This window comes from Streptomyces cucumeris (genome assembly GCF_024295805.1).
Taxonomy (GTDB): Bacteria; Actinomycetota; Actinomycetes; order Streptomycetales; family Streptomycetaceae; genus Streptomyces; species Streptomyces cucumeris.
In genome coordinates, this window is sequence record NZ_JANCLX010000002.1 from 344,632 (window position 1) to 370,715 (window position 26,084).

General features: G+C 71.9%; 23 protein-coding genes. 10 read left to right on the top strand and 13 right to left on the bottom strand.

The window, feature by feature from the left end:
• Positions 1-120: 120 nt before the first annotated feature.
• Complete coding sequence (locus NMK44_RS04545; protein WP_254738413.1) at positions 121-741, bottom strand: malonic semialdehyde reductase; 621 nt, start codon at positions 739-741, stop codon at positions 121-123.
• A gap of 171 nt (positions 742-912) precedes the next feature.
• Between NMK44_RS04545 and NMK44_RS04550 the strand changes: the two genes are divergently transcribed.
• Positions 913-1,527 (top strand): TetR/AcrR family transcriptional regulator, encoded by a 615-nt coding sequence (locus tag NMK44_RS04550; protein WP_254738415.1) that lies wholly within the window; start codon positions 913-915, stop codon positions 1,525-1,527.
• 19 nt (positions 1,528-1,546) lie between these two features.
• Positions 1,547-2,362: an AfsR/SARP family transcriptional regulator gene (locus tag NMK44_RS04555; protein WP_254738417.1), complete on the top strand. Its 816-nt coding sequence runs from the start codon at positions 1,547-1,549 to the stop codon at positions 2,360-2,362.
• A gap of 36 nt (positions 2,363-2,398) precedes the next feature.
• Here the strand turns inward: NMK44_RS04555 and NMK44_RS04560 are convergent, their stop codons facing one another.
• From NMK44_RS04560 to NMK44_RS04580, 5 genes are all read right to left on the bottom strand, one after another.
• Entirely contained in the window at positions 2,399-2,581 is a 183-nt protein-coding gene (locus NMK44_RS04560; protein WP_254738419.1) for a DUF6104 family protein, read from the bottom strand.
• Positions 2,582-2,711: 130 nt separating this feature from the next.
• Positions 2,712-6,542: a multifunctional oxoglutarate decarboxylase/oxoglutarate dehydrogenase thiamine pyrophosphate-binding subunit/dihydrolipoyllysine-residue succinyltransferase subunit gene (locus tag NMK44_RS04565; RefSeq protein ID WP_254738421.1), complete on the bottom strand. Its 3,831-nt coding sequence runs from the start codon at positions 6,540-6,542 to the stop codon at positions 2,712-2,714.
• 239 nt (positions 6,543-6,781) lie between these two features.
• Positions 6,782-8,050 carry a sensor histidine kinase gene (locus tag NMK44_RS04570; RefSeq protein WP_254738423.1) on the bottom strand — a complete coding sequence of 423 codons (1,269 nt, stop codon included), beginning with the start codon at positions 8,048-8,050 and terminating at the stop codon, positions 6,782-6,784.
• The gene (locus NMK44_RS04575) at positions 8,047-8,787 is read right to left on the bottom strand and encodes a response regulator transcription factor (protein WP_254738425.1); all 741 of its coding nucleotides are present in this window, start codon (positions 8,785-8,787) and stop codon (positions 8,047-8,049) included. The genes NMK44_RS04570 and NMK44_RS04575 overlap by 4 nt, the downstream gene beginning before the upstream one ends.
• Before the next feature lie 106 nt (positions 8,788-8,893).
• Complete coding sequence (locus NMK44_RS04580) at positions 8,894-9,607, bottom strand: spermidine synthase family protein (RefSeq protein ID WP_254738427.1); 714 nt, start codon at positions 9,605-9,607, stop codon at positions 8,894-8,896.
• Between the two features lie 329 nt (positions 9,608-9,936).
• On the opposite strand from NMK44_RS04580, the gene lon reads away from it, so the two are divergent.
• Positions 9,937-12,351, top strand: a complete 2,415-nt coding sequence (gene lon / locus NMK44_RS04585) for an endopeptidase La (protein WP_254738429.1) — start codon at positions 9,937-9,939, stop codon at positions 12,349-12,351.
• Positions 12,352-12,581: 230 nt separating this feature from the next.
• Positions 12,582-13,133: an NAD(P)H-dependent oxidoreductase gene (locus tag NMK44_RS04590; RefSeq protein ID WP_254738431.1), complete on the top strand. Its 552-nt coding sequence runs from the start codon at positions 12,582-12,584 to the stop codon at positions 13,131-13,133.
• A gap of 71 nt (positions 13,134-13,204) precedes the next feature.
• Here NMK44_RS04590 and NMK44_RS04595 read toward each other — a convergent pair whose 3' ends face one another.
• Both NMK44_RS04595 and NMK44_RS04600 read right to left on the bottom strand, forming a co-directional pair.
• Positions 13,205-13,783, bottom strand: coding sequence for a TetR/AcrR family transcriptional regulator (locus NMK44_RS04595; RefSeq protein ID WP_254738433.1), 579 nt, complete (start codon positions 13,781-13,783; stop codon positions 13,205-13,207).
• A 117-nt stretch (positions 13,784-13,900) separates the two neighbouring features.
• The gene (locus tag NMK44_RS04600; RefSeq protein WP_254738435.1) at positions 13,901-14,743 is read right to left on the bottom strand and encodes a lysozyme; all 843 of its coding nucleotides are present in this window, start codon (positions 14,741-14,743) and stop codon (positions 13,901-13,903) included.
• A gap of 252 nt (positions 14,744-14,995) precedes the next feature.
• Between NMK44_RS04600 and NMK44_RS04605 the strand changes: the two genes are divergently transcribed.
• Entirely contained in the window at positions 14,996-15,478 is a 483-nt protein-coding gene (locus NMK44_RS04605; protein WP_254738437.1) for a MarR family winged helix-turn-helix transcriptional regulator, read from the top strand.
• Between the two features lie 115 nt (positions 15,479-15,593).
• Here the strand turns inward: NMK44_RS04605 and NMK44_RS04610 are convergent, their stop codons facing one another.
• Positions 15,594-16,364 (bottom strand): hypothetical protein, encoded by a 771-nt coding sequence (locus NMK44_RS04610; RefSeq protein WP_254738439.1) that lies wholly within the window; start codon positions 16,362-16,364, stop codon positions 15,594-15,596.
• 389 nt (positions 16,365-16,753) lie between these two features.
• On the opposite strand from NMK44_RS04610, the gene NMK44_RS04615 reads away from it, so the two are divergent.
• The 5 genes from NMK44_RS04615 (at position 16,754) to NMK44_RS04635 (ending at position 22,522) form a co-directional block, all read left to right on the top strand.
• A complete protein-coding gene (locus NMK44_RS04615) occupies positions 16,754-19,642 on the top strand; it encodes a sensor histidine kinase (protein ID WP_254738441.1) in 2,889 nt (962 codons plus the stop codon).
• Complete coding sequence (locus NMK44_RS04620; protein WP_254738443.1) at positions 19,639-20,130, top strand: roadblock/LC7 domain-containing protein; 492 nt, start codon at positions 19,639-19,641, stop codon at positions 20,128-20,130. Before NMK44_RS04615 ends, NMK44_RS04620 begins: the two co-directional genes overlap by 4 nt.
• Positions 20,127-20,519 (top strand): DUF742 domain-containing protein, encoded by a 393-nt coding sequence (locus tag NMK44_RS04625; RefSeq protein WP_254738445.1) that lies wholly within the window; start codon positions 20,127-20,129, stop codon positions 20,517-20,519. The genes NMK44_RS04620 and NMK44_RS04625 overlap by 4 nt, the downstream gene beginning before the upstream one ends.
• The gene (locus NMK44_RS04630; protein WP_374215233.1) at positions 20,500-21,192 is read left to right on the top strand and encodes a GTP-binding protein; all 693 of its coding nucleotides are present in this window, start codon (positions 20,500-20,502) and stop codon (positions 21,190-21,192) included. Before NMK44_RS04625 ends, NMK44_RS04630 begins: the two co-directional genes overlap by 20 nt.
• A gap of 76 nt (positions 21,193-21,268) precedes the next feature.
• Positions 21,269-22,522 carry a styrene monooxygenase/indole monooxygenase family protein gene (locus NMK44_RS04635; protein WP_254738447.1) on the top strand — a complete coding sequence of 418 codons (1,254 nt, stop codon included), beginning with the start codon at positions 21,269-21,271 and terminating at the stop codon, positions 22,520-22,522.
• Here NMK44_RS04635 and NMK44_RS04640 read toward each other — a convergent pair.
• The 4 genes from NMK44_RS04640 to NMK44_RS04655 form a co-directional block, all read right to left on the bottom strand.
• The gene (locus NMK44_RS04640; protein ID WP_254738449.1) at positions 22,503-23,708 is read right to left on the bottom strand and encodes a C40 family peptidase; all 1,206 of its coding nucleotides are present in this window, start codon (positions 23,706-23,708) and stop codon (positions 22,503-22,505) included. The genes NMK44_RS04635 and NMK44_RS04640 overlap by 20 nt on opposite strands.
• Positions 23,709-23,891: 183 nt before the next feature.
• On the bottom strand, positions 23,892-24,158 hold the full coding sequence (locus NMK44_RS04645; protein ID WP_254738451.1) for a DUF8847 domain-containing protein: 267 nt from the start codon (positions 24,156-24,158) through the stop codon (positions 23,892-23,894).
• A gap of 33 nt (positions 24,159-24,191) precedes the next feature.
• A complete protein-coding gene (locus NMK44_RS04650) occupies positions 24,192-24,977 on the bottom strand; it encodes a TetR/AcrR family transcriptional regulator (protein ID WP_254738453.1) in 786 nt (261 codons plus the stop codon).
• 59 nt (positions 24,978-25,036) lie between these two features.
• Positions 25,037-25,966: an AurF N-oxygenase family protein gene (locus tag NMK44_RS04655; RefSeq protein ID WP_254738455.1), complete on the bottom strand. Its 930-nt coding sequence runs from the start codon at positions 25,964-25,966 to the stop codon at positions 25,037-25,039.
• Positions 25,967-26,084 lie beyond the last annotated feature (118 nt).

The following is a 26,084-nucleotide window of genomic DNA, read 5'->3' on the forward strand; positions in this document are numbered from 1 at the left end:
ACCCCGGCCCCTCCCCCCCGCGCTGGGCGCGCGCCCCCGCGGCCCGCCCCCCCCCCCCCCCCGGGGGGGGGCGGACGGCTCACGCGCTTCCCCGGGCGGCCCGGGGGCCGCCGGGTGGTCTCAGACGGTGGTGACGACCTCCTCGTACGGCAGCCGCGGCAGCCGTCCCATCCAGGCGTCCGGACCCGGGTGGCCGATGTTGACCACGCAGACCGCCTGGTGCCGTCCGTCGCCGAAGAACTCCTTGGAGACGGCGGCGTGGTCGAAACCGGCCATCGGCCCGGCGGCCAGACCGGCGGCCCGTATGCCCAGGATGAAGTAGCCCACCTGGAGGGCGGTGTTGAACCGGGCGGATGCCTCGCGCGGGCCCTCCTCGGCGAAGACGGCCTGTGGGTTCTCCATGAACGGCACCAGCCGGGGCAGCTCCTCGTGGAAGTCCAGGTCGGCCGCGAGCACCGCCACCAGCGGCGCCTTCGCCGTCTTCTCCTGGTTGCGGCCGGTCATATGGGCCACCAGCCGCTCCCGCGCGTGCGGGGAGCGGACCAGCACCATGCGCAGCGGCTGCTGGTTCATCGATGTGGGCGCGTACTTGACCAGCTCGTAGACGGCGCGGATCTGCTCCTCCGTCACCGGCTCGCCGGTGAAGGTGTGCGCCGTGCGGGCCTCCAGGAACAGCTGCTTCTGGGCCTCCGGCACAAGGGTCAGGTGCCGCAGGGCGTCGCTGTTCTCCGGTGCGCTCATGGAGCTCTCCTCGTCACGCGGTGCGGAATTTATTGGACTGGACGGACTAGTCCAGTGCGGTGAAGGAAGGCTAGACTCACAGGTCCATCGGGGGCAAGGCCGCTACTCATCAAGGAGGTTGGACCGTTGCGGACGGACAACGGTCCCCGGCGTGCCCCCGTGGGCCGCCCGATGGGGCCCCAGCCGGCCAAGCGCCAGGCGATCCTGGAGGCGGCCGTGACCGTCTTCCTGCGCGAGGGGTACGCCCGCGCCGGCGTGGACGTCATCGCGGACGAGGCCCGGGTCTCCAAGCAGACCGTCTACAACCACTTCGGCGACAAGGAACGGCTGTTCATCGCCGCCGTGGACGGGGAACGGGAGCGGGTGGCCGCCGAGTTCGCCGACGGTGCGCCGTACGCCCCCGAGCAGTTCGACGGTGCCGACGCCCGCACCGCGCTCATCGCCTTCGGTCACCGGGTGCTGGAGGTCCTGCTCGACGAACGGGCCTCCGCGCTGCGCCGCCTGGTCATCGCCGAGGTCGGCCGCCATCCCTCGCTGCGCACCGCGTGCGCCGAGGGCGAGCCCCGGCAGCTGGTGATCTGGCTCGCCGGGATGCTGGACCGCCGCACCGGCAGCGGTGAGCTGGACGTCCCCGATCCGGCCTCGGCCGCCGGGCAGTTCGTGGCCCTGCTGGTGCAGCAGGGCCTCCACCAGTCCATGTACGGCACCCGCCCGCTCGCCGCCGAGGTCGCCGCCTCCATCTGCGAGAAGGCCGCCGACCTGGTTGTCCGCGCGTACCGCACATGATGTGTGAGAGGTGTCACCCATGCGTGTGAACGTCCTCGGACCGCTGACGCTGAACCATGGCGCCCTGTCCGGAGTTCCCAGCGCGATGAAGCCCCGCAAGGTCCTGTCCCTGCTGCTGCTCAGCGACGGCCGGATGGTGCCGGTGCAGTCGCTGATGGCCGAGCTGTGGGGCGACGGGCCGCCGCGGACGGGCCAGACCACGCTCCAGACCTACATCCTGCACCTGCGCAAGCTGCTCGCCCAGGTGCTGGGCATCCCCCCGGCCCTCGTCGCCCGGGATGTGCTGCAGACCCGGCCCGGCGGCTACGCCCTGGTGCTGCGCCCCGGCCAGCTCGACGTCCATGACTACCGTCAGTTCGTCGCCGAGGGCGAATGCGCGCTGGAGGTCGGGGACGAACGGGCCGCGGACATCGCCTTCCGGCGGGCGCTCGCCCTGTGGCAGGGCCCGGCCCTGGTCGATGTCACCCCGCTGGGCCGGCCGCTCCAGGCGGAGGTGGCCCGGCTGGAGGAGTCCCGGCTCACCGTCACCGAGCGGGGGATCGAGACCCGGCTGCGGCTCGGCGGCCATCTGGAGGTGCTGAGCGATCTGGCCTCACTGGTGGTCGAGCACCGCTTCCACGAGGGTCTGCACGGCCAGTACATGCTGGCCCTGCACCGCTCGGGACAGCGCACCCGCGCCCTGGCGGTCTACCAGCGGCTGCGGATGGCGATGACCGAGGAACTCGGCCTGGAGCCCTCCGTGAAGCTCCAGCGCCTCCAGCAGGCGGTCCTGGTCTCCGACCCCCGGCTGGACCACGAGGCCGGGGCGCCGGGCCGCGGACCGGTGGTGGCCTGAACCCCCGGCCCGGCGGCTGGGAGAGCGGCCGGGGGATCAGAGGTCGTCGTCCTCGTCGTCGAGCCGGGCCAGCCAGGTGGCCAGCCGCTCCACCGGCACCTCGAAGTCCGGGTTCAGATCGACGAACGTGCGGAGCTGGTCGGCCAGCCAGTCGAAGGTGACTTCCTCCTCGCCGCGCCGCTGCGCCAGCTCCTCGATACCGCGGTCGGTGAAGTACAAGGGTCGCTCCGGATGAGGGGGGTTCGGGGACGATCTGCACCGCCCAGGATATGCCGCCGGGGAACCGGGAAGGCCCGGCCTCCGCTCGCGCGGGGACCGGGCCTTGCCGTTCGGGCCGTGGGGCCGGTGATCAGATCTCGAAGACCTCGGTCACCAGCGCCTGCTGCTCCGCCTGGTGGCGCTTGTTCGACCCCACCGCGGGCGAGGACGAGTGCGGCCGGGAGACCCGGACCAGACGCCCGGCGGCGGGGACGTCCGCGCCGACCGACAGCTCCAGGTGGTCGATCAGGTTGAGGGCCATGAACGGCCAGCCACCCTGGTTCGCGGGCTCCTCCTGGGCCCACACGAACTTCTCGACGCCCGTGTACTTGGCGATCTCGGCCTGGACCTCGGCACCCGGCAGCGGGTACAGCCGCTCCAGCCGGATGATCGCCACATCGTTCGCACCGCGCTTCTCCCGCTCCGCGGCCAGGTCGTAGTAGACCTTGCCGGAGCAGAAGACCACCTTGCGCACCGCGGCCGGGTCGGCGGTCTCGTCGCCGATGACCGGACGGAAGGCGCCGGTGGTGAACTCCTCGGCCTTCGAGGCCGCGGCCTTCAGACGCAGCATCGACTTCGGGGTGAAGACGACCAGCGGCTTGTGGTGCGGGTTGTGCACCTGCCAGCGCAGCAGGTGGAAGTAGTTCGACGGCAGCGTCGGGGTGGCGACGGTCATGTTGTTCTGCGCGCAGAGCTGGAGGAAGCGCTCGATCCGGGCCGAGGAGTGGTCCGGGCCCTGGCCCTCGTAGCCGTGCGGCAGCAGCAGCGTGACGCCGGAGGTCTGGCTCCACTTCTGCTCGGCCGAGGAGATGAACTCGTCCACGACGGTCTGCGCGCCGTTGACGAAGTCACCGAACTGGGCCTCCCACATGACCAGCGACTCCGGCCGGGCCAGCGAGTAGCCGTACTCGAAGCCCATCGCCGCGTACTCGCTGAGCAGCGAGTCGTAGACGTTGTAGCGGGCCTGGTCCTCGGCGAGGTAGAGCAGCGGGGTGAAGTCGTCGCCGGTCTCCCGGTCCACCAGCACCGCGTGGCGCTGGCCGAAGGTGCCGCGGCGGGAGTCCTGGCCGGCGAGCCGGACCGGGGTGCCCTCCATCAGCAGCGAACCGATGGCGAGGGTCTCGCCCATGCCCCAGTCGATCGTGCCGTCCTCGATCATCGCCGCACGCCGCTGGAGCTGCGGGTACAGCCGCGGGTGGACGGTGATCCGGTCGGGGATGTTGACCTGGGACTCGGCGATCCGCTTGACGACCTCCTGGGAGATCGCCGTGTTCACCGCGACCGGGAACTCCGGCTGCGGCTCGGGCACCGCGGGCTGGGCCGGGGCGGAGACCGCGTCGCGGACCTCGGTGAAGACCTTCTCCAGCTGACCCTGGAAGTCCTGCAGCGCCTGCTCGGCCTCTTCCAGCGTGATGTCGCCGCGCCCGATCAGCGACTCGGTGTAGAGCTTGCGCACCGAGCGCTTCTTGTCGATCAGGTCGTACATCAGCGGCTGGGTGAAACCGGGGTTGTCGGTCTCGTTGTGGCCGCGGCGGCGGTAGCAGATCAGGTCGATGACCACGTCCTTGTTGAACGCCTGCCGGAACTCGAAGGCGAGCCGCGCGACGCGGACCACGGCCTCCGGGTCGTCACCGTTGACGTGGAAGATCGGCGCCTCGATCATGCGCGCCACGTCGGTGGCGTACATCGAGGAGCGGGACGCGGCCGGGGCGGCGGTGAAGCCGACCTGGTTGTTGATCACGATGTGCACGGTGCCGCCGGTGCGGTAGCCGCGCAGCTGCGACATGTTCAGCGTCTCGGCGACCACGCCCTGGCCCGCGAAGGCCGCGTCGCCGTGCAGGGCGACGGGGAGCACGGTGAAGTCCGTACCGGCCTTGCCGATGATGTCCTGCTTGGCGCGGGCGACGCCCTCCAGGACCGGGTCCACCGCCTCCAGGTGGGAGGGGTTGGCGGTGAGCGAGACCTGGATCTGCTCACCGTCCAGACCGGTGAAGGTGCCCTCGGCGCCCAGGTGGTACTTCACATCGCCGGAGCCGTGCATCGACTTCGGGTCGAGGTTGCCCTCGAACTCGCGGAAGATCTGTGCGTAGGACTTGCCGACGATGTTGGCCAGCACGTTCAGACGGCCGCGGTGGGCCATTCCGATGACGACCTCGTCCAGGCGCGACTCGGCGGCCGCGTCCAGCACGGCGTCCAGCAGCGGGATGACGGACTCGCCGCCCTCCAGCGAGAACCGCTTCTGGCCGACGTACTTGGTCTGGAGGAAGGTCTCGAACGCCTCGGCCGCGTTCAGCCGGCGCAGGATGCGCAGCTGCTCCTCGCGCTCCGGCTTGTCGTGGCTGCGCTCGACCCGGTCCTGGATCCACTTGCGCTGCTTGGGGTCCTGGATGTGCATGAACTCGATGCCGGTGGTGCGGCAGTACGAGTCGCGCAGCACGCCCAGGATGTCGCGCAGCTTCATCATGGACTTGCCCGAGAAGCCGCCGACCGCGAACTCGCGCTCCAGGTCCCACAGGGTGAGCCCGTGCTCGATGATGTCGAGGTCGGGGTGCTTGCGCTGGCGGTACTCCAGCGGGTCGGTGTCGGCCATGACGTGGCCGCGGACCCGGTAGGCGTGGATCAGGTCGAAGACCCGCGCCGCCTTGGTGACGTCGTCGTCATGGCTGACGTCGATGTCCTTGAGCCAGCGGACCGGCTCGTAGGGGATGCGCAGCGCCTTGAAGATCTCGTCGTAGAAGTCGTTCTCGCCGAGCAGTAGCTGGCTCATGATCCGCAGGAACTCGCCGGAGGCGGCGCCCTGGATCACCCGGTGGTCATAGGTGCTGGTCAGCGTCATGACCTTGGAGACGCCCAGCTTGTTCAGGGTGTCCTGCGAGGTGCCCTGGAACTCGGCCGGGTACTCCATGGCGCCGACGCCCACGATCAGGCCCTGGCCGGGCATCAGCCGCGGCACCGAGTGCACGGTGCCGATGCCGCCGGGGTTGGTCAGGGAGGCGGTGACGCCGGTGAAGTCCTCCATCGTCAGCTTGTTCGCGCGGGCGCGGCGGACGATGTCCTCGTACGCCTGCCAGAACTCGAAGAAGTTGAGCGTCTCGGCCTTCTTGATCGCCGCGACGACGAGCTGGCGGTCGCCGTTGGGCTTGACCAGGTCGATGGCCAGACCGAGGTTGATGTGCTCGGGCTTGACCAGCGTCGGCTTGCCGTCCTTCTCGGTGAACGAGTGGTTCATCGAGGGCATCGCCTTCAGCGCCTGCACCATGGCGTAGCCGATGAGGTGCGTGAAGGACACCTTGCCGCCGCGGGCGCGCTTGAGGTGGTTGTTGATCACGATGCGCTGGTCGAACAGCAGCTTGACCGGGACGGCGCGCACGGAGGTGGCCGTCGGCAGCTCAAGGCTGGCGTTCATGTTCTTCGCCACGGCGGCGGACGGGCCGCGCAGCGTGACCAGCTCCGGACCGGCGGACGGCTCGGCCTTGGCGGCCTTCGCCGGGGACGTCGGCTCGGCAGGCGTCGGCTTCACCGGAGCGGGCTTGGCCGGGGCGGGAGCCGCGGCGGCGGGCTTCGGGGCGACCGGGGCCGCGGCGGGCTTCGCGTCCGCCGGCTTCGCGGCGGGCGCGGCCTTCGGCTGCGCCGGGGGAGTGACGGCCGGGGTGGCCTGCGCGGCGGCGGGCGCCCCCGCGGCGGTACCCCCGGTCACGGCCGGTGGCGGCGCGGCCACGGCGGAGCCGGTGTCCTGACCCGGCTTGTAGTCGGCGAAGAAGTCCCACCAGGCTCGGTCGACCGAGTTCGGGTCCTGGAGGTACTGCTGGTAGATCTCGTCGACGAGCCACTCGTTGGGCCCGAAAGCGGCGGCAGGGTTACTTCCCTGACCGTCCTGCTCATCGGTCGAGACGCTCGAGGTATTGGGGGACTGTGGCGACACGGCGGCAACCGCCCTCTTCCGCTTCCTTAGGTGGTGGACAGCGGGAATAAAGGCTACGCCCATTGGACCCTTACGTGCAGGCCGCACTGGTCATCGTCGCGCAAGTCACATCGATCGGCGGGTTTCGGTGCATGTCATGGCGGGAAACACACGGGGTTCCGCCGTGTTTCCGCAGATACGAGCGAACGCAAAAGTGCACCCACACCGCTCGGATGTGCGCGTCCGGGATCGACTTTACGTCACATGTGATCTCGGGCACCGCCCGGAAGGCTCACCTTGATCCGGCAGCCCCGGGGGGACTCCGCGACACCTATCCGGCCGCCGTGCAGATCGACCGCCCAGCGGGCGATGGCCAGCCCCAGCCCGGTCCCTCCGTCGCTGCCCTGACTCGAGGGGCGGCGGGCCGCGGGCCCCGTGCCGCCCGGCGAGAGCCCGCCGCGGTTGAAGCGCTCGAAGACCCGGTACCGCTCGGCCTCCGGGATACCGGGGCCCTCGTCCAGCACCTCCAGCTCCAGGCTCTCCGGCTCCTCGCCGCGCCGGGCGCGGACCGTGACCCGGCCGTGCGCCGGGCTGTGCTTCATGGCGTTGTCGATGAGATTCGCCACCACCTGGTGCAGCCGCTCGGCGTCCGCGTGCGCGGTCAGCTCCGGCGGCGAGACATCCAGGTGGAGGTGGACGTCCTTGCGGGTGTGCGAGCCCGACCCGGCTTCCGCGCCCTTGGCCATGCTCGCCTCCTTGAGGATCTGGGCCAGATACGGCCAGACCTCGAAGCGCCGGGCGTAGAGCGGCACCACCCCGTTGTCCAGCCGCGACAGATCGAGCAGCTGCTCCACCAGCCGGCCCAGCCGCTGGGTCTGGCGCAGCGCGACCCGCATGGTCTCCGGATCGGCCTCGGAGACCCCGTCGACCACGTTCTCCAGCACCGCGCGCAGCGCCGCGATCGGGGTGCGCAGCTCATGCGAGACATTGGCCACCAGTTCCTTGCGGTGGGTGTCCACCGCCTCCAGGTCCGCCGCCATCCGGTTGAAGGCGCTCGCCAGGTGGCCGAACTCGTCCCGGCGCTGTGCGGCGCCCACCCGCCGGGTGTAGTCGCCGTGCGCCATCGCCCGGGTGACCGCGGTCATCTCGTCCAGCGGAGCGGTGAGACCGTGCGCCACGAACTGGGTGATCAGCAGGGAGGCGATGATCGAGAAGATGGTGATCACGCGCAGCTCGGTGTTCGAATGCATCGCCGCGAACACCAGCAGCGTGGTGATGATCACTGACCCGATGACCAGCGCTCCGAGCGCGGCCTTGACCGAGCGATACGGGTCGAACGGCCGCAGCGCCTCCCACACCCGGTCCCAGGTGGCCCGGCTGCGGGCGCAGCGGCGCCGCGCGGTGGCCCCGGGGGAGCCGGGCGGCTGTGGAGGGCGGGCGGCCCGCGCCTCACCGGCCGTCGTGAGCGTCCGCAGCGCCTTCAGGGCCTTGCGGACGGAAGGGACCCTGCGAGCGCCGGGGGCCGTCATGCGGCCGGGGTCTCCAGGGCGTAGCCGACGCCGTGCACCGTACGGATCCGCTCCGCGCCGATCTTCCGGCGCAGCGCCTTGATGTGGCTGTCCACGGTCCGGGTGCCGGAGGCGTCCGCCCAGTCCCACACCTCGGCCAGCAGCTGCTCCCGGGAGAGCACCGCGCGCGGGGTGTTGGCCAGGCAGACCAGCAGGTCGAACTCGGTGGGCGTGAGGTGGACGTCGGAGCCGCGGACCCGCACCCGGCGCTGCGCGTGGTCGATCTCCAGCTCGCCCAGGCGGAGGATCCCGCTGCGCGGGGTGTGCGCGGCCAGTGCCGCCCGCTCCACCCGCCGCAGCAGTACGTGCACCCGGGCGGCCAGCTCGCGCATCGAGAACGGCTTGGTCATGTAGTCGTCCGCACCGACCCCGAGCCCGACCAGCATGTCGGTCTCGTCATCGCGTGCGGTGAGCATCATCACCGGGACCGGACGGCGCGCCTGCACCCGACGGCACACCTCGAGTCCGTCGAACCCCGGCAGCATCACATCGAGCACCAGCAGATCGGGCTGCCACGCCTCGGCGGTGTCGACGGCCGCCGGGCCGTCACCCGCCGTCTGTACCTGGAAGCCCTCGGCCCGCAGCCGGGCGGCGATCGCGTCCACGATGGTCGGATCGTCCTCGACGACGAGCACCCGGCGCTGTGCGCCGGGGGTGGTCGTGGCGGCCCCGTTGTGGCCGTTGAGATTCTGCTCCATACGCCCGCCCCATGCGTTCGTCCTGAAAAACCGCGCTCCGCGCCTGGTGATGTGCCGTGCGGCGTGGTCTAGGCATGAAAGCGTAAGGGCAGCGTACGCGGCTCGGCTACGCGCCTCGAATCCCGATGTGGACCACGTCGGGCACTCCCCGGGCAACTGTGATCTCTTCCGTACGGACCCTGCTGAATCCGGCATTGCGGAGAGATTCCTCGAATGCGGCGGACGGCCGCGCCGACCAGACCGCGAGCACTCCGCCCGGTGTGAGGCGGGCCGCGCAGGCGGCCAGTCCGGCGGGGGAGTAGAGGCCGGTGTTGTCCTCGGTGACCGTCCAGTCCGGTCCGTTGTCGATGTCCAGGCAGAGCGCGTCGTAGACCGGGGCGTCCGGTGCGCGCAGGTGGGCCACCAGATCGGCGCGGACGATCGCGGTGCGCGGATCGGCCAGCGCGGTCGCGGAGACCGCCGCCAGCGGGCCGTCGCGGTGCCAGTCGACGACCGCCTCCTCCCGCTCCACGACCGCGATCCGGCCCCAGCGCGGTTCACCGGCGGCCTCGGCGAGCGAGAAGCCGACGCCGAGACCGCCGATGAGCAGGGCGGGGGAGGGGCGGCCGGCGGGCAGGGCGTCGAGGGCGGCCCGGACCAGCAGCCGCTCGGAGCGGCCGTCGGAGGTGTCCATCAGGAAGCAGCCGTTGGCGATGATCTCGAAGACGGCGTCCCCGCCGTCCGCCGTCCCGCGCCGCCGCAGCACCACCTCGCCGTGGGGACCCTCCCGGCGGTCGAGGGTGACCGGCTGACCGGTCGCGGTGTCGTACGGGGGCTGCATGGTGATCCTCCGGCTGGACGGGGCGCGCGGGTCCGTGGCGGACCCGCCGCCATCCTTGCGCCGTGCCCGCTCGGCGGTCCACCGGATTCGCCGTCCCGGCGCGGCGGCTGTGGTGGTGGACACAGCGACCTCTGGTGACATCACTCGTGGCCCGCGGAGCGTTGTGGTGGGGCGGGCGGAAGGTCGGCTGCCAGTGGTGGAGACCTCTCGGTCCCGCCATCCGGCGCACCGAACGGCTGATCGCTCACAGCGAACACCGCTCCGGGAACACCGGGAGCCCTTAGCGCATTGAGTCTGCATAGCTCAACTTGCCTGCCTAAGGGGAGATCATGGCTTCGCTGTCCACACCGCTCACCCTGCCCGTGCTGCCTCTCGACGACGAGGTGGTGCTGCCCGGCATGGTGGTGCCGCTGGACCTGTCCGACACCGAGGTGCGCGCCGCGGTCGAGGCCGCCCAGGCCGCCGCCCGCTCCCGCGGCGGCGGAGGGAAACCGCAGCTCCTGCTGGTGCCGCGGGTCGACGGGACCTACACGGGGATCGGCACGCTCGGCAGCGTCGAGCAGGTGGGCCGCCTCTCCGACGGTGACCCCGGTGCGCTCATCCGCGGCGTGCGCCGTGTCCGCATCGGCGCCGGGACCACCGGTCCCGGGGCGGCACTGTGGGTGGAGGGGACGGCGGTCGAGGAGATCGTGCCCGACCCGCTGCCCGGTGCCGTCACCGAACTGATGAAGGAGTACAAGGCGCTGGCCACGAGCTGGCTGCGCAAGCGCGGTGCCTGGCAGGTCGTGGACCGGGTGCAGCAGATCGACGATGTCGCGCAGCTCGCCGACAACGCGGGCTACTCGCCGTTCCTCACCACCGCCCAGCGCGTGGAGCTGCTGGAGACCGCCGACCCGGTGGCCCGGCTGCGGCTGGCGGTCAGCCGGCTGAGCGAGCACCTGGCCGAACAGGACGTCGCCGAGTCGATCGCCAAGGACGTCCAGGAAGGTGTGGACAAGCAGCAGCGCGAGTTCCTGCTGCGGCGCCAGCTGGAGGCCGTCCGCAAGGAGCTGGCCGACCTCAACGGAGATCCGGAGGACGAGTCCGATGACTACCGGGCCCGGGTCGAGGCCGCCGAGCTGCCGGACAAGGTCCGCGAGGCGGCCCTGAAGGAGGTCGACAAGCTGGAGCGGTCCTCCGACCAGAGCCCCGAGGGGAGCTGGATCCGCACCTGGCTGGACACCGTCCTGGAGCTGCCGTGGAACGAGCGCACCGAGGACGCGTACGACATCCAGGGCGCCAAGGAGGTGCTGGACACCGACCACGCAGGCCTGGAGGACGTCAAGGAGCGGATCACCGAGTACCTGGCGGTGCGCAAGCGCCGTGCCGACCGGGGTCTCGGCGTCGTCGGCGGCCGCCGCGGCGGCGCCGTGCTCGCCCTGGTGGGACCGCCCGGGGTCGGCAAGACCAGCCTCGGCGAGAGCGTCGCCCGCGCGATGGGGCGGAAGTTCGTCCGGGTGGCGCTCGGCGGCGTCCGCGACGAGGCGGAGATCCGCGGCCACCGGCGCACCTATGTGGGCGCGCTGCCCGGCCGTATCGTCCGGGCCGTCAAGGAGGCCGGTTCGATGAACCCGGTCGTCCTGCTCGACGAGATCGACAAGGTCGGCTCCGACTTCCGCGGCGACCCGGCCGCGGCCCTGCTGGAGGTCCTGGACCCGGCCCAGAACCACACCTTCCGGGACCACTACCTGGAGGTTGAACTCGATCTGAGCGATGTGGTCTTCCTGGCCACCGCCAACGTCCTGGAGGCCATCCCGGAGGCGCTGCTGGACCGGATGGAGCTGGTGCGGCTGGACGGCTACACCGAGGACGAGAAGGTCACCATCGCCCGTGACCACCTGCTGCCCCGGCAGCTTGAGCGCGCCGGACTGGAGCCGGGCGAGGTCGTGGTCGAGGACGCGGCACTGCGCAGGCTGGCGGGCGAGTACACCCGTGAGGCGGGTGTGCGGACCCTGGAGCGGTCCGTGGCACGGCTGCTGCGCAAGATCGCGGCCGAGCATGAACTGGGCGAGCGGAAGCTGCCGTTCACCGTCGGGGTGGAGAGCCTGCGGCCGCTGATCGGACGGCCGCACCACACCCCCGAGTCCGCCCAGGACCCGGCCGAGCGGCGCACCGCCGTCCCCGGTGTGGCCACCGGGCTCGCGGTCACCGGTGCGGGCGGCGACGTGCTGTTCGTCGAGGCGTCGCTGGCCGATCCGGAGACGGGTGGCGCGGGGCTGACGCTGACCGGTCAGCTTGGTGAGGTGATGAAGGAGTCCGCTCAGATCGCGCTGTCCTTCCTGCGCTCCCATGGCGCGGAGCTGGAACTGCCGGTGGGCGACCTCAAGGAGCGCGGGGTCCATCTGCACGTCCCGGCGGGCGCGGTGCCCAAGGACGGCCCGAGCGCGGGCATCACCATGACCACGGCGCTCGCGTCGCTGCTCTCCGGCCGCCAGGTGCGCCCGGACGTGGCGATGACCGGCGAGGTCTCGCTGACCGGGCGGGTGCTGCCCATCGGCGGCGTCAAGCAGAAGCTGCTGGCGGCGCACCGGGCCGGGGTGACCACCGTCGTCATCCCCAAGCGGAACGAGCCCGATCTGGACGACGTCCCGGCCGAGGTGCTGGAGAAGCTGGACGTTCACCCCGTCTCCGACGTCCGGCAGGTGCTGGAGCTGGCGCTCCAGCCCGCCTCGACGGTGGCCCCGGAGGTTCCGGCGGCGGCGTGACGGACGCCGCCGGGGCGACGCGGCCCGGATCCCCGTGGACACGGGGGTGCCGGGCCGCGGTCCGTTCCCGGCGCCCGGCCCGCTCGCGAAGGCCCTCATCGATGGCAGTCAGACAGGTCTGTCTGGTAGCGTTCCCAGCAGACCAGACAGACCTGTCTGTCCGGTGTGGTGGCGCCGGTGTGCCCGCCCCCCCGCTGTCCACGGCATCACGGAAACCCACGGAGGAACCCGTGCGCACTCTCGTCGTCCTCGCCCACCCCGATCTCGCCGCCTCCCGTGTCAACGCCGCGCTCGCCGGGGCGGCCCGGCCGGTGGAGGGTGTCACGGTCCACGACCTGTACGCCGCGTATCCCGATCTGACGCTCGACGTGGAGCGGGAGCAGCGGCTGCTGCTGGAGCACGACCGGATCGTTCTCCAGTTCCCCTTCTACTGGTACTCGGTACCCCCGCTGCTCAAGAAGTGGCTCGACGAGGTCTTCCTGCACGGCTGGGCGTACGGCACCGGCGGCACCTCCCTGCACGGCAAGTCGCTGCTGGTCACCACCTCGCTGGGCGGTGGGGAGGAGCACTACCGCCCCGAGGGGGTCAACCGCTACACGGTCGCCGAGCTGCTCAGGCCGCTGGAGGCCACCGCCCGGATGACCGGCCTCCGCTACGAGGAGCCGTTCGTGCTGTACGCGACGCCGGCGCTCGACGACGCGGGGCTGGCCGCCCACCAGGAGCGCTATCGGGCGCTGCTGGCCTCCGGCGCGGTGCGGCAGCCGGAGCTCACCGCCGTCTGACGGCTTCGCGCCCCCGGCGGATGGCGAAGGGCCCGACCGCGGTCGGGCCCTTCACTCTGTGCCCGGGCGGCTCAGACCGGAGCCGGGCAGGCGCCCGCCACCAGTACCCGGGTCGCCGCCTTCGCCGCCATCGCGATCTCGGGTCCGGGCTCCACGGCGGCCGCGGACATCGCGCCGTCGACGAGCACGGAGATCTGGAGTGCCAGCACCGCGGGGTCGGCGGCACCCGCCGCGGTGGCCAGTTCGGTCAGCCAGGCCCGCACCGTGCGCTTGTGCTCGGCCGTCGCCTCGTGGGTGGCGCTGCCCGGCTCCGTCTCCCCGGCGGTCCGGACGAAGGCGCAGCCGCGGAAGCCGTCCCGCACGGTGGCGGCGCACAGCGCGTCGAAGATGCCGGTGAGCTGGTCGCGCGGATCCGGCCCGGCCGCCTCGGCCGCCTCGGCCAGCGCCCGGCGCCAGTAGGTGTCCGACTCCCGGAGGTACGCCAGGACCAGGGCGTCCTTGCAGCCGAAGTGGGAGTACAGCGTCGCCTTGGCCACGCCCGACTCGGCGATGATCCGGTCCACCCCGACCCCGCGCACCCCGTGGGCGTTGAACAGGGTGGTGGCCGTGGACAGGATCCGTTCACGGGCGGAGGGGCGGGTGCTGCTCATGGTCATGCTCCTCGGGGCGGGGCCCAGGACGGACGGTGCCCCCCAGCGTACAGACAGACCTGTCCGTACGCCGGAGGGCGGGTGCGCCGGTCGAGGTGGTTGCCGCGGACCGCCGCGTCAGCCGTTCGCCAGGGCCTTGAGCCGGTCCAGGGCGCCGTTGAACTTGTTGTGGTCGCCGACGGTCGCGCCGGAGGAGGTGTACTGCCAGATGGTGTGGAAGCCCCAGCCCGCCGGGAGTTCACCGACGGACGAGCCGTAGCGGGGGATCCACAGCGGGTTGACGCCGCCGAAGGCGCTGGAGTTGCCGGTGCAGGTCTTCCACCAGCTGGTGGAGGTGTAGATCACCGGGTCACGGCCGGTGCGGGCGCGGTAGGTGTCGGAGAAGTCCTTGACCCAGCTGACCATGGCACTGGCGCTCTTGCCGTAGCAGGTGGCGCCGTAGGGGTTGTACTCCATGTCCAGCGCGCCGGGCAGGGTCCTGCCGTCCTTGGACCAGCCGCCGCCGTGGTCGACGAAGTAGTTGGCCTGGGCGGCGCCGCTGGAGTTGTTCGGCAGCGCGAAGTGGTACGACCCACGGATCATGCCCACGTCGTACGAGCCGGTGTACTGCTGGGTGAAGTACGGATTGGTGTAGCTGGTGCCCTCGGTCGCCTTGACGTAGGCGAACCGGACGCCGCTGCTCCAGAGCGTGGACCAGGCCACATTGCCCTGGTGGCTGCTGACGTCGACGCCCTCGACGGTGGCGAGCACGCTCGGCGGCTCCTGGCCGGTGGTGGACCCGCCCTCATGCTTGAGTATCTGCGAGCCCGCCCAGTCGTCCTCGGGGTGGGGGATGTCCTCCGTGCCCTGGGCCGCGGCGGCCGGGGCGGAGAGCGCGAAGGTCGTGGTCGCGAGGGCGGCGAGAAGGCCGGTCAGCGCACTGAGGGCGCGTCGGGCCGGACCGGGTCTGTGCACGGGCATGGCGAGCCTCCGAAGCCTCGGTGGGGGGAGCGGGAGATGTTTGGTATGGCCATGTCAGAAATGACGCTACGGGCGTAGATAAGGGCGGGGAAGGGGGAGGGGGTGGTGCCGTTGGTCTAATCCTGCGAAATACTGACGGAGCTGCGGCAACAGCCGCGCCTGGCAGAAACTTTCACCATGTGAAAATGCGGAGAGGGCTCTGACGTGCACAACAACGGGCCACTGCCCCCCGAGCGGAGTGAGGGCGGCACCATGGGTGGAATTGGTGTGGACCACGCATTCCTGGCTCTGGAGCGCGAATTGGCGGTCTTCCTCCGCCGGGCCCGTGCCGCGTCCGGGGAATTGGCCCGGGAGGTCCACCCCGATCTGGAATCCGCCGCGTACGGGCTGCTGATGCGGCTGGAGGACGCGGGGCCCCAGCGCGCCACCGACCTCGCCGGGTACATCGGCGTCGGCAAGGCCACGATGAGCCGTCAGCTCCGCGCCCTGGAGGGGCTCGGTCTGGTCACCCGCGCCCCGGACCCGGCGGACGGCCGGGCCTTCCTGGTGCAGCTCACCGACGAGGGCCGGACCCGCTTCCGCGCCGTCCGGGTCGCCCGCCGGGCCCGCTACGCCCGCCGGCTCGCCGGATGGGAGCGCAGCGAGGTCGCCGAACTCGCCCGCCTGCTGCACCGGTTGAACAGTGAGCAGGAGGCCGACGACGCCGGGCACTCGGCCCGCGGGGGCGAGGAGTAGGGCACTCACATACGTCAGCATCCGCGAGCCGTGGGGATCCGGCGACGCGGGTGTGGCAACGGCGGTACCCCGCTGCGCCATCGGAGGGGCGGCGCCCCGCCGGGGTGCGGCGGGCTCAGAGTTCGGCGTAGATCACGGCCGCGTCGTCGTGCGCCTTGCCGCGCCGGAACGCGGTCCCGTCCGGATCGGCGTGCTCGGCCGCCCGCACCCGGTCGATCAGTGCCTGCGGTCCCTCCTTGCGCAGCAGGGCGAAGCAGGCCGTCCAATCGCCCTCGCCGAACACCTCCACCCAGCGCGACGCCCCGTCGGTGAGGGCCGCCAGCGCCCGGACCCCGGTGCGCGGCCGGGTGCCGGTGACCGCCCTGGCCGAGACGGCGGGGTCGGCGGCGGCGGTGAAGAAGCCGCCCTCCGCGTTCCGCAGTCCGGCCAGCCGGTGGCCCGCCGCGCGCAGCCGGTCGATGCGGTCGTCGAGCACCGGGGTGACCTCGCCGCCCGTCCCCTCGATGAGCAACGCCGAGTCGGAGAGCACCAGATGTTCGACCCGCTCGGCGTCCCAGCGGGCGGCCACCACGGTGGCCTGCGGGGTCAGTGGGTGATAAAGGTCACAGGTTGAACCATGTGCTTCCGCGGTACGCCCGATCGCCTCGGAGAGGCATGCGGCCAGGGTCATATCCCTTCGCGAACCGGACAGTTCGAGCAGTGCGCCGCCCAGTCGCGCGGTGAACCACGGCACTCCGTGGATGCAGCCGTCGTCACCCTCGGGCGGGGTCACCCCGTCCAGGACCACCAGTGAGCCGCCGAGCCCCGAGGCGGGCAGGGCTACCGAGGCCCAGTCCTCGTTGGGGCGCCGCTGATCGCCGGGGGTCGTCGCGAGTTCGATGCGCATGCCGTCAGTCTGCCGGACCCCCTTCGAACACCGCCCGTCCAGGGGTGAAGAGAAAGACAATGGTTCGTACCAAGCACATGTTTGTCGGATTGGGACGGGAATGCGATGTCTGGGAAGGTGTGGGCGGGCATCTTTCCAGGGCGGCCACGTCTTTTCCACTCCCGTCCACTCCCGTAAAAGGCGGCGGAAGGGTATGGCCCATACACAAAGTTGGTGGTCAACTACGCAATGCGGTTCACTCGTTCAGGTGGCCGGGTGGGTGATGCATGCCCGCCCCCGAGCCGTCCTGGAAGGGTCGGATTCCCTACCAGGGGTGGGGAAACACAATTGTTGATCCGTCGTCACCTCTGGAATCACAGCGGTCGGGCGAGAAAAGATTGTGAGCACCGGTGCGGAAGAAGCGGCTTCGGGGCACCCAGCGCGAACCGGACGGCGAACCACGCCTTCAGGATCTCCAGGGCGGCACGGCACGGCGGCGAACCGCGCGTGTCCGCAACCGCCTGGCCGCGTCCGTCGTCCTCGTCTCCCTCGCCGTCCTCGGCGCGGGCGCCCCGGCCGTCCTCCTGGCCCTCGACGACTGCACCGATGCCCAGCGGCTGGTCGGCCTCGCCCGGACCAACCGTGACGCGGTGACCCTGGCCCACTCCCTCGCCGATGAGCGCGACGCCATGACCGCCTATGTCGCGGGCGGGCGCACCACCGCCTCCGGCGGCGGTGTCTCCGAGAGCCAGCGCGCCCGGGTGGACCGGCAGGTCCAAGAGGTGCGCCAGGAGGTCCCCGGCTCCGTCCGGCGGCTGCTGGACGGCCTCCCGCGGCTGCGCCAGCAGGCCCTGACCGGCCATGGCTCGGCGCTGGAGGTCTTCACCTCGTACACCACCGCCGTCCAGGCACTGAACGAGGTCTCCGTCGGCCTGGCCCGCGAACTGCCCGGCGCGGGCTCCGGCTCCGCCGCCGCGCTCGTCCCGCTGGGCCGGGCCACCGAGCAGGCGTCGGCCACCCGCGGCCTGCTCACGGCCGCGCTGGCCGGGGGCGGTGCCCAGCCCGCGCTGACCTCCGCCGCCCAGCGGGCCCACCTGCGCGACGGGTCCGCGCTCGCCGACTTCCGCCAGCTCGCCCCGGCCTCCGCCCGTGAGCGCTACGACCGCACGGTCAACGGCACCGAGGTCGGCACCGCCGAGCGGTACGCCACCCGTCTCACCGAGCGGGGCCGGCTGTCCGGCGGCGATCTCCTCGTCGACGAGGACCGCGTCGAGACCGCTCTGAGCGCCCGCCTCACCCGGATGCGCGGGGTCGAGTCCTCCCTGGCGTCCGCCGAGATCTCCGCGGTCACGGGGGTGCGCCACGACGCGGTCACCACCCTGGAGGTGCGGATCGCGATCGTCGGCGGCGCCCTGCTGCTGGCCCTCGGCGCCGGTGTGCAGACCGCCCGCTCGATGACCCGGCCGCTGGCCGTCCTGCGGCGTGGCGCCCGCCGGGTCGCGGCCGATCCGGCGGCCGAGGAACCGGTCGGCTACACCGGCCGCGACGACGAGTTCGCCGACGCGGTCCGCGCGGTCAACGAGCTCCATGCCAAGGCCGTGCGCGCCCAGGAGCGCGCCGCCGGACTCGGCACCGAGCGCACCCGGCTGGTCGGGGAGCGGCAGCGGCTGGCCGATGAGCGGGACGCGCTGCGCCGTGAGCGGGACGCGGTCGCCGCCCGGCTGGAGGGGCTGCGGTCCCGGGTGCACGGCAGCTTCGTCAGCCTCGCCCTGCGCACCCTCGGTCTGATCGAGCGCCAGCTCGCCGTCATCGAGGGCATGGAGGAGCAGGAACAGGACCCCGACCGGCTGGAGACCCTCTTCCAACTGGACCATCTGGCCACCGGTATGCGCCGGTACGGTGAGAACCTCCTGGTCATCGCGGGCTCGGAGAACACCTCCGGCCATCCCGGCCCGGTGCTGCTGCTGGATGTGCTGCGCGCCTCGATCAGCGAGGTCGAGCGGTACGACCGGGTGCGGATCCAGTCACTCCCGCCGCATGCCCAGGTCGCCGGGTACGCCGCCGACAGCATCAGCCACCTGGTCGCCGAACTCCTGGAGAACGCCACCTCGTTCTCCCCGCCGGACGCCCCGGTGCAGCTCTCCGGCTGGCTGCTGGAGAGCGGCGAGGTCATGCTCTCCATCCAGGACGAGGGCATCGGGATGACCCCCGAGCGGATGGTGGAGCTGAACGACCGGCTCGCCGATCCGGTGCCCGACTACTGCCAGGGCCCGCAGCCCGAGGACCCGTTGGGGCTCGGCCTGTACGTGGTGACCCGGCTCGCCGCGCGCCACGGGGTCCGGGTGCAGCTCCGCGAGCAGCAGCCGGGCGGGGTGGCCGCCGTCGTCGTCCTGCCCACGAAGATCCTCCCGGCGGGTCCGCCGGGTGCCGGGCTGCCGCCCGCGCCCTCGGCCGGTACCGGCGCCGACCGCGGTGATGTGGGGTTGCCCGCCTTCCCCGGGTCGGAGGCCGAGGCCAACTCCAACGCCCTGCCGTCGCAGGCCCGTTCGGCGTCCAGACCGATTGCTGAACGCGAGCCCGAGCCGGACGGGGCACCCGCGTCCGCGGCCGTGGACCCCGGCGCGGAGACCCCCGCCCCCTGGGTCGCACCGGGTGAGCGGTGGAGCCCGGCACCGGCCGCGGCCCCGGACGACACGCCGTATCCGATGGAACCGACGCCGCCGCGCGGCCACCCGGCCCCGGGGGGTGCCGGAGAGCCGCCCGCACTGCCCAGGCGCACGCCCCGGTCCGGCGCCACCCCGTCCGCGTCCGCCCACGACTCCGCCGACGCCGGCGGATCCGCCGCGCGGGACCGCTCCGAGCGGACGCTCGCCTTCCTCGCACGCCCCGGTGACGCCGAGGAGCCCGCGGGCGGCCACGCCGTCCGCCCGGTGGGCGCGGACGCCTGGGGCCCGGCCGGTACGGATGCGGACGCGGACCGTACGGATCCGTACGCCATCGGCTCCGAGGAGCACACCCGGGCCGCCGAACACCCCCGTACCGACAAGGGACTTCCCAAGCGCACCCCGAAGAGCGTGGAGCGCCGCGCCCCCGGGGCGCGGGAGCGGTCCGGCGCGGTGGACGCGGAGGAGCTGCGGCGCAGACTCGGTGGTTTCCAGCGCGGTGCGCTGGAGGGCCGCCGGGACGCCGAGGCCGAGATCGCCGCACGCGGCCGGGGCCGGGAGCACGGCCCCCAGGGCGGCACAGAACGTACGGGGGCGCACGACGAGGGTGACACGGTTGAGGAGGCACGCAGGTGAATGCGCCGAGTAGTACCTACGGGTTGAGTTCCGAGGCCCGTAATCTGCACTGGTTGCTGTCGAACCTCGTGGAGGAGGTGCCGGGCGTCCGATCGGTCGCGGTGGTCTCCTCGGACGGGCTGATGCTGCTCTCCTCCGACGCGCGGCACCTCACCGCCGCGGGCGCCCTCGACCCCACGGCACAGGACGGTCCCAAGGGTTCCAGCGCGGACCTCGCCACGATCGTCTCGGGGCTGGGCAGTCTCACCCTCGGCGCGGCGAAGCTGATGGACGGCGGGGGCGTCAAGCAGACGATGGTGGCGATGGACGGCGGCAGTCTGTTCGTCATGACGATCGGGGACGGTTCGCTGCTGGGCGTGCATGCCACCCCCGACTGCGATATGACCGTCGTCGCCTATCACATGGCGCTGTTCGTGGGCCGGGCCGGACATGTGCTCACCCCCGAACTCCGCGGTGAACTACGCAGGTCCCTGGAGTCGGCTCAGTGACGGCCGGGTCCGGTCGGCCCGCCCGCCAGCCCGGCCGCGTCCGGCCGTACTCGCTCACCGGCGGGCGGACCCGCTCGGACCATGTGCTGCTGGTGGAGACCTTCGTGGCCTCGCTGGAGCCACCGGACGGACGGTGGGACCCGGCCCCTTCCGGCGGGCCGGGCGCCCGGATGCTGCCGGAGATCCGGGCGATCATCGAACTCTGCCGCCGGATGCGCTCGGTCGCGGAGGTCTCCGCGATGCTCAAGATCCCGCTCGGGGTGGTGCGCGTCCTGCTCAGCGACTTAGCCGACCAGGGAAAGATCCGCGTCTACGGCACCGGGCGGGGCCCGGGACAGCCGGACCGCGCGTTGCTCGAAAGGGTGCTCAGTGGACTCCGCAGGCTCTGACACGATTCCGACCGCGGCGCCGGTGCCGCCGCCGCGGCGGTCCGGCATACCCGGCGCCGGGATACCGGGCGCGGGGATACCCGGTGCCGAGGAGGCGCCGCAGAGCTGGCAGACGGACCGTTCGCGGGCGCCGATCGCGACCAAGATCGTGATAGCGGGCGGTTTCGGGGTGGGGAAGACCACCTTCGTGGGCGCGGTCTCGGAGATCACTCCGCTGCAGACCGAGGCGCTGATGACCCGGGCGGCCGAGGGCATCGACGACATCACCGCGACCCCGGACAAGCTGACCACCACGGTGGCGATGGACTTCGGGCGGATCACGCTCGAGAACGACCTGGTGCTGTATCTCTTCGGCACCCCCGGCCAGCACCGCTTCTGGTTCATGTGGGACGACCTGATGCGCGGGGCGATCGGCGCGGTGGTGATGGCCGACACCCGGCGGCTGGAGGACAGCTTCCCGGCGCTGGACTACTTCGAGACCCTCGGACTGCCCTATGTGGTGGCGGTCAATCACTTCGACGGGGCACCCCGGTATCTGCCGGAGGACGTGCGGGACGCGCTCTCGGTGACCGAGGGGGTCCCCGTGGTGCTCATGGACGCCCGTCGGCGGATCACGGTGGTGGACGCGCTGCTGGCCCTGGTGCGGCACGCCGTCGACGTTTCACCCGAGTGACGTAACCTCGGCACCGCTCGCGGAATGGAATGCTCCATTCCTCTTTTGGTCCGAGCTCGAGGGAGCGTCGACAGTCATGCGGAAGATACTCATCGTCGGAGCCGGGCAGTCCGGGCTCCAACTCGCCCTCGGCCTCCAGTCCCGGGGGTACGAGGTCACCGTGATGTCCAACCGGACGGCCGATGAGATCCGCTCCGGGCGGGTGATGTCCACCCAGGTCATGTTCCACACCGCGCTCCAGCACGAGCGCGACCTGGGGCTGAACTTCTGGGAGGAGCAGGCGCCGCGGATCGAGGGGCTGGGCGTGTCCATCGCCGGACCGCCGACCCCCGCGGGCCACCCCCGCGCCGTCGACTGGCTCGGACCACTGGACGGGTACGCCCAGTCCGTCGACCAGCGGCTGAAGATGGCGGGCTGGCTGGAGCTGTTCGCACGGCGCGGCGGGCGGGTGGTCGTCCACGGTGCCTCCGTCTCCGACCTCGCCGTCTTCGCCACCGCCTATGACCTGGTGCTGGTGGCCGCGGGCAAGGGCGAACTGGTCTCGCTCTTCGGCCGGGACGGCGCCCGCTCCCCGTACGCCGCCCCGCAGCGTGCGCTCGCCCTCGCCTATGTGCACGGTCTCGGCCCGCGTCCGGAACACCCGGAGCTGGACGCGGTGCGCTGCAATCTGGTGCCCGGTGTCGGCGAACTGTTCGTCATGCCGGCCCTCACCCGCTCCGGCCGCGCCGACATCCTCTTCTGGGAGGGCGTCCCGGGCGGCCCCGCCGATGTCTTCCAGGGCGTCACCGACCCCTCCGAACAGCTTTCCCTGATCCTGGAGCTGATGGAGCGGTTCACCCCGTGGGAGTACGCACGCGCCACCAAGGTCGAGCTGACGGACGCGGGCGCCACCCTGGTCGGGCGGTACGCCCCGACCGTGCGCCACCCGGTCGGTGAGCTGCCCGGCGGCGGACGGGTGCTCGGCGTCGCGGACGTGGTGGTCACCAACGACCCCATCACCGGTCAGGGCGCCAACTCGGCCGCCAAATGCGCCGCCGGGTATCTGGAGAGCATCGTCGAACACGGCGACCGCCCGTTCGACGCCGACTGGATGCACCGGACCTTCGACCGCTACTGGGCCACCGCGCGGCACGCCACCAAGTGGACCAACGCGATGCTGGCCCCGCCGCCGGAGCACATCGTGGGCCTCCTCGGCGCGGCGACCGAGCTGCCCGACGTTGCCCGGCGGATCGCCAACGGATTCGACGACCCCGCCGACTTCGAGCACTTCTTCTACGAGCCGGAGCGGGCCGCGGCCTATCTGGAGCGGGTCAGCGCTTCCGCTTCGTGACCGGCCCCGGACGCACCGCGCCCTGCACCGGATTGGTGGCCAGGGCGGAGAGCTTCACCTGCTGACCGGGGCGCGGCGCCTGCACCACCTGGCCGTTGCCCGCGTAGATCGCCACATGGCTGGCGCCCTTGTTGTAGATCACCAGATCGCCGGGGCGCAGCCGCTGGAGGGAGATCCGGGGGAGCTGCCGCCACTGCTCCTGGCTGGTGCGCGGAATGGTGCGTCCCGCATGGGCCCACGCCTGGGACGTCAGCCCCGAGCAGTCGAAGGAGTTGGGTCCCTCGGCGCCCCACACATACGGTTTGCCGATCTGCTCCATGGCGTAGTCCAGGGCGCGCCGCCCGGCCGTGGCGGACGCCATGGACCCGCCGGTGGACTGCGGCGCCTGGCCGTCACCGCCGTCACCACCGTTCTGGCCCTGCTGGCCGCCGGTCTCCTGGCCGGGGTCGGCGGGGTCGGCGGCGGGCGGTCCCGCCGCGCCCGCCGGATCGTCCGCCCCGGAGCCGAGGGCACCGGAGGCGACCAGCTTCTGCTGGGCGTCCTCGGTCTCCTGCCGCTCGCGCTCGGCCACCTCGGCGATCTGCCGGGCGGTCAGCGACGCCAGCTTCTTCTCGATCCCGGTGAGCCGCTTCTTCACCTTGTCGCGCTGTTTCTTCCGCTTCGAGGTCAGCGAAAGCTGTTTGTCCAGGGCGGTACGGGCCCGGGTGGCGAGGGTGTCGGCGTGCCGCTCACCCTTGGACAGACGTTCGACCAGGGCGGCTTCCCGGCCCGCGGCCCGGGTGAGCTCGCGCGCCTGGTCGGCGGCGGCGTCCGGATGGGTGCTGAGCAGGGTGAGCAGGAAGCTGTAGGAGGAGAGCCGGCTGTGGCCCTGGTACTGCTGCCGGGCCAGCCGCCCGGCGTCGGCCTGGCTGTCGGCCAGCCGGGTGCGGGTGCGGGCGAGGTCGGCCGCCAGCTTCTTGGTCTTCGCGCGCTGGGTGCGCAGCTTCTCCTCGGTCGCGTTGTAGGCCTCGGTCGCCTCCTCGGCCTTCCGGTACATCGTCTTGAGCTGGGTCAGCAGCTCGGCGACGGATGCGTCGACGGGGCGGACCGGGGCGGCCTGTGCCGTGACTCCCGCGACGGGCGGTACGAGTGCGGCGGCTGCGGTGATCGCTGCCACGCAGACCGAGCCCACGAATCGTCCTGACACGTGCTCACCTCCGGCTGCTGAAGCGTCTCTCCACTCCAGATCAGCAGGATCGTGGCACGTTGGTCGTATGTTCTGGAGAATTGTGGGCGAGTCGGGTCAACACGGTCACCCGTCCGGTGGGTCGCACCCCGCCGATCGGCCCCGGTCCGGTGGACACCCCGACGGAGTGCTTCCCCCGCGGCATCAGCCCGGCTTGGACCACGGCCACTTCAGCCCGCCGCGCGCCCTGCCCTCCGGGTCGTACTCGTAGCGCCAGCCCCGGATCACACCCAGCCGTTTCGACATTCCCGCCGGGACGCGGCGGTAGACATGGACCGTCGGAGCTCCGCCCGCCTGGTCCTCCACCGGGACCTCATAGTGCTTCGGCGGCTGTCCGGTGGCGCCGACCAGCACCTTCAGCACCCGGCCGTCCAGCGGCCCGCCCACGAAGGGCATCTCCTCGCTTCTCACCGGACCAGTCTCACAGCCCGCCCGCCACGGCGCTCACAGCAGATGCGCCGCCTCGCCCACCACCGGCAGCATCCTCCGCAGCAGTGAGCCCACCGGCCCCTGCGCGGGCTCCATGGCGAGCGCGGCCCGGGCCACCGCCGCGGTCTGCGGATCGCAGGCCGCGGTCGAGCACAGCAGCGAGACGAAGTGGTCGACCAGCCAGTCGCGCAACTCCTCGACCGGCAGCTCCTTGCGCTCGTCCAGCCAGACCAGGGAGGCCGCCTCGACCGCCGTGATCCAGGTGCGCACCATCATCCGCAGCCGCGGACCGGGCGTCTGGACCGCCAGGTGCAGCAGGATCTGCTCCGCCCCGGCCCGCCGCACCCCGTCCACGATCGCGTTGGTCTGCGAGGTCTCGGCCACGCTGCCGCTCTGGAGCAGCGCGCTGAAACCCGTGTCGTGCTCGTCCACGAAGGCGAGATAGCGGTCCAGCACATTGCGCAGCCGGGCGCTCAGCGGACCCTGCTGCGGCTCCTCGAAGCACCGCGCCAGCTCATCGGACGCACTGCGCAGCACGGCCTCGTACAACTGCTGCTTACCGCCGGGGAAGTAGCGGTAGACCAGCGGACGGGAGGCGCCCGCGGTCGAGGCGACATCGTCCAGCGACACGTCCTCGGGCGGGCGGTGGGCGAAGAGATCCAGGGCCGCCGCGATGAGTTCGGCCCGCCGCGCCTCGACGCTGAGCCGGCGGTAGGTCCCGCGGCGCGCGGCCCGGGTGCGGTCCGCCGCTGCGGGTGCTGCCTCCGGGCGGGCCGGGGCGGTGCCGCTGCCTGTCGTCATGTCCGGCAGCGTAACCGCCCCGGTCGGAGGCGCCAGGGTGCGGGGTCCTCGCACGGCGCCTACGGCAGCAGCCCCGAGCTCTGCCACATCCGGCGGCCCACGCCCCGCAGCACCCCGATGTCGTCGAGGAAGTCGGTCAGCCGCTTGGCGCCGGTCTGCATCACCTCGCGCCGGTGGCCGCTCGCCCGCACCTGGGCCACCGCCTCCCGCCGGTCCAGCCCCACATCGCTGTACACCCGCGGGTTGACGAACGCCCGGGAGAAAATACGGGCGAACTCGCCCGCGGTGACCCGGGTCAGCTCCTGCTCCCAGCGCGGGGCGGTCACCATCTGGCGACGCAGCTCCTCGCGCGCGTACCGCACATGGCGGGCCTCCTCCACCACATGGATCCGGGTCACCCCGCGCACCAGCGTCTGCACCCGGTCGTCCGGGAAGGTCAGCCGCTGCATCCAGTCCAGCACCTCCTCGCCGAGCAGGGTGGCGGTGAAGGAACCGGGCGTGGTGGAGACCGTCTTGAAGAAGCGGGCGATGTTGTGGTGGAGCCGGGAGACCGGGTATTCGTCGATGCCGCCCTTGTTGATCAGACGCGCGAACATCATCGAGTGACGGCACTCATCCGCTATCTCGGTGAGTGCGTAGCGCACATGGGCGCTGGTGGCGGGCTTGTCGTAGATGTGCCGGACGAGCAGCTGCATCAGGATGACCTCGAACCAGATGCCCAGCGACAGCAGGGCGGCACCCTCGTGCTTGGCCAGCAGATGGCGCTGCTCCTCCGACATCCGCCGCCACATGGGGGTGTCGTACAGGGACACCAGCTCCGGCGGCCAGTACCACTTGTCCGGCTCGAACGGGGCGTCCCAGTCGAGCTCCTTGTCGGGGTCGAAGGAGTGCTTGGCGGAGGATTCGAGCAGCCGCTGTGCCACCCGCTCCCGGTCCTTGATCAGCCCGAGCGCGTCCCGGAGCGCGGGCGGTTCGGTCATGGTCGTCATCGCTGGGGGCACCTCGCTGATGGCTCGGACTCGGATGGCACGGACACACCGGGCCCGGACACGACGCCCGGGTCGGCGGGTGACCGGCGAACTCCTCTTATAAGACTGCCTGTCAGCA